This is a genomic window from Tardiphaga sp., assembly GCF_025356345.1.
GTDB lineage: Bacteria > Pseudomonadota > Alphaproteobacteria > Rhizobiales > Xanthobacteraceae > Tardiphaga.
This window is the reverse complement of the sequence record NZ_JANXTC010000124.1, coordinates 1-3,738: the sequence shown is the minus strand read 5'-3', so window position 1 is coordinate 3,738 and position 3,738 is coordinate 1. Positions and strand designations below refer to the sequence as shown.

General features: G+C 64.7%; 3 protein-coding genes. All 3 read right to left on the bottom strand.

Features of this window, described 5'->3' with window-relative positions:
* The coding region (locus tag Q0S16_RS07385; RefSeq protein WP_295846577.1) for a methylmalonyl-CoA mutase family protein at positions 1 to 986 on the bottom strand (986 nt) is incomplete at its 3' end.
* A gap of 170 nt (positions 987 to 1,156) precedes the next feature.
* Entirely contained in the window at positions 1,157 to 1,621 is a 465-nt protein-coding gene (locus Q0S16_RS07380; protein ID WP_295846574.1) for a GFA family protein, read from the bottom strand.
* A 3-nt stretch (positions 1,622 to 1,624) separates the two neighbouring features.
* Positions 1,625 to 3,490 carry a methylmalonyl-CoA mutase family protein gene (locus tag Q0S16_RS07375; RefSeq protein ID WP_295846572.1) on the bottom strand — a complete coding sequence of 622 codons (1,866 nt, stop codon included), beginning with the start codon at positions 3,488 to 3,490 and terminating at the stop codon, positions 1,625 to 1,627.
* Positions 3,491 to 3,738 lie beyond the last annotated feature (248 nt).

The window sequence follows — 3,738 nt, the reverse complement described above, 5'->3', positions numbered from 1 at the left end:
TCTTGCGCGGTCAGCGACCAGCCGGACGTCTGCGCATGCGTGCGCAGGCTCAGCGAGCGCGGGTCTTTCGGGTTGAAGGGAGTCAACAGTTTGGCCCACAGCAGCCTTGCGGCGCGCATCTTGGCGACTTCCATGAAGAAGTTCATGCCGATAGCCCAGAAGAATGACAGCCGTGGCGCGAAGTGATCGACGTCGATACCGGCGGCCAGGCCAGCGCGCAGATATTCGACGCCGTCGGCCAGTGTGTAAGCGAGCTCCAGATCCTGCGTCGCGCCGGCTTCCTGCATGTGATAGCCGGAAATCGAGATCGAATTGTACTTCGGCATCTTTTGCGATGTGTACGCAAAAATATCCGAGATGATCCGCATCGAGGGCGTCGGCGGATAGATGTAGGTGTTGCGCACCATGAACTCTTTCAGAATGTCGTTCTGAATGGTGCCGGTGAGTTTTTCCGGCGGCACGCCCTGTTCTTCGGCGGCGGCGACGAACAGCGCCAGGATCGGCAGCACCGCGCCGTTCATGGTCATCGACACGCTCATCTGGTCGAGCGGAATGCCGGAGAACAGCGTGCGCATGTCGTAGATCGAATCGATCGCGACGCCGGCCATGCCGACATCGCCGGAGACGCGCGGATGATCGCTGTCATAGCCGCGATGGGTCGCGAGATCGAACGCGACCGACAATCCCTTCTGACCGGCGGCGAGGTTGCGGCGATAAAAGGCGTTGGAATCCTCGGCGGTGGAGAAGCCGGCATATTGCCGGATCGTCCAGGGCTGGTTGACATACATGGTCGGGTAGGGGCCGCGCACGAAAGGCGCGATGCCGGGCCAGCTGTCGAGAAAATCGATGCCCTCCAGATCGGCTTCGCTATAGCCGGGCTTGACCAGAATACCCTCGGGCGTCAGCCACGGCTCGCCGCGCGACGGTGCTGCGGTTACGCTGCTTCTGGCGAAGGCGATGTCGGCGAAAACGGGGATCTTGCTCATGTCATTAAGCCCTGGAGTAGCCATTTGAGATCGTTTCCCGGACGCGCCGCGGCGTGAAACGCTGCTGCGCAGATCCGGGATCCCGGTCTCTGTTAAAGTAACCGGGGCCCCGGATCTGCGAAGCAACACTGCGTGTTGCATCGCGTCCGGGGAACAGAGTGTCTGTCATCTCAATCATGATCCGGGTTCTGATAGCTGAACACTTCGGCCAGTCGTTCGGGACCGTAATTCTGCAGCGTGGTCTTGCTCGGCAGATTTGCGACATGGCCGACCCAGCCAAGACGAGACTCGGTGCCGAATTGCGACGTCGGCACCACCCGGTCGGGCCGATCGAAGGCGCCGGTCATGATTTCGATCCCGGTGCCGCCGACGCGGCGATAGCTCAATGGCGTGCCACAGGCCGCGCAGAAATCGCGCTCCGCGATCGACGAGGACCGGAACGCCGAAGGCGCGCCGCGAGTCCATGAAAAATGTTCGTGCGGAATGTCGGCCAGCGACGCGAACGGCGCGCCAGAGGCCTTCTGGCACATCCGGCAATGGCAGATGCTGACGCGCGTCGGCGCCGCCGACAACGCAAAACGGATGGCGCCACACTGGCAGCCGCCGGTCAACATCGGTTTGCCCGCCATGGCCAATGCTCACTCCATCATGCCGTAGGCTGCCACCAGCATCGCCAGCGCATCAGTGCCGGCAAAGATGAAATCCCGCACGCCGGATGCGCGCAAGCCGGCTTCCATCTCGCCGGGCTTGCCGGCGAGATAGATATGTTTGGCGCCGGCGCCCTGCAGGGCTCGTGCCGCTGCTTCGGCATGGACCGGATAAAGCTTGTCGGACGAGCACAGGCAGACGAACGCCGCACCGGAGGCCTTGAAGGCCTCCGCAAGCGCGGTGGGCTCGGAAAAACCCTCGGTGTCGACGGCCTCGATGCCGCCGGTTTCGAAGAAGCTCTTGGCAAAGCTTGCCCGCGCGGTGAAGTCGGCGGCGGTGCCGAGATTGGCGAGGAACATCTTTGGCCGCGCGCCCTTGCGCGCCAGGATGTGGTCGGACTTGTCGCGCAACGCCTCGAACGGCACCGCCAGCCGGATCGGCTCCAGCGCGTTGAACTTGATCTTGTCCTTGCCATAAGGCCTGGCCGGCACCGGCTTGACCTTCAGCACGCTGGCGCGGGGCTCGTGCAGATTGGGGAATTCGGAGGCTCCGGTCAGCACCTCGCGGCGCTTCGCGATGCTGGCCTGGCGGGCTTTTCGCGTGGCGGCGATGCGCGGCTGGATCAGATTGTTGCCGAGCGCTGGGAAGGCGCCGCCGTTCTTTTCGATGTCCTGGAACTGGGCCCACGCAGCCTCGCACAATTCCAGCGTCAGCGCCTCGATGCCACCGGCGCCGGCGGCGGGGTCGGACACTTTGGCGAGGTTGGCTTCTTCCAGCAGCACCAGCTGGGTATTCCGCGCGGCACGGCGCGCAAAGGCGTCGGGCAGGCCGAGCGCCAGCGTATGCGGCAGCACGCAGATCGCATTGGCGCCGCCGAGGCCGGCCGAGAAGGTCGCGACCGTGGCGCGCAGCAGGTTCACGTAAGGATCGCGCTGGGTCAGCATTCGCCACGCGGTATCGGCGGCGATGAACAGCGGCTTCGGCTTCACCCCGCAGCTCTCCTCGATCCGCGCCCATAGCAGCCGCAGCGCGCGGAATTTCGCCAGCGTCAGAAACTGGTCGGCGTCGGCGGAGAGTCGCGCATAGATCATGCTGCGGGCGGTCTCGACCGGGATATTGGCGTCCTCCAGCGCGCGCAGATAGGACACCGCCACCGCCAGCACCCAGGACAGCTCCTGGACCTCGGAGCCACCGGCGTCGTGGATGATGCGGCCGTCGGCGACCGCGAACGGTCCCTTGAAGCCGGCAGCCGCGAGCTTCTTGATGGCCTCGGTGACGGGAGGGGCCATCTCCCACCAATTATAGGCGCTTTGGCCCCACACGGCGGTGGCGCCGATCGGATCGTAGCCGAAACGGATGTCGCATTTGGCCGGATCGATCTCTTTCCTGGCGATGTAATCGGCGAGATGCAGCGCGGCCATCCGCGATTGCGGGCCGGCCTGCAGCTCCAGCGCGATGCCGGCGTCGATGAAGACGCCGTCGAGCAGTTTCGCAATTGATTCGGGGGTGGCTTCGATTCCGAAGCCGCGCGCGCCGTTGGCGCCCTGGAATACCAGCGTCAGTCCAGTGGCGCCGTTTTCCAGATCGTGCAGCGCCTGCGCGTTCGCCTTGGCGGCATCGGGATGATCGATGCGCTGCATGATCTGCCAGGGCGCGCCGGCAGCGCGGCCGGCGATCGGCGCGGCGTGATGTGCGCGCGGGTAGATCGGCTGCAGCTTGATGCCGTCATAGGTCTTGCTGACCAGTTTCTCGAACGGCGCGCCCTTCAGCACGCCATCGACCAGCTTGCGCCAGTCGTCGTGGCTGGCGGGCGCGAAATCCGCGGCAAGCCGCAGGTCGTCGATCGCAGTCGGCATTAAAAACGTCACTCCCGGGCCTTGCTTCGTGGTTACCCGGAAAATGCCACGTAGCGGGGGGGAAGCCAATGGGGTTCGGCATGGCCGCGGTTCGTGCCCCGGACACTGGCTCGCGTCGCAGTAAGGCTGTCCACCGTCGTCCCGGCGAAGGCGGGACGACCAAGCGAGATTGGCGAATTAGGCCAGATCCGGCAGCCGGGTGATTCCTTCGGTCGATAGCCGCTGCAGCCAGTCGCGGGCCGACTTGC

Bases quoted from the DNA above. Each gene is read 5' to 3' on its own strand.
- Q0S16_RS07375 (WP_295846572.1), bottom strand. From the start codon at position 3,490: ATGCCGACTGCGATCGACGACCTGCGGCTTGCCGCGGATTTCGCGCCC.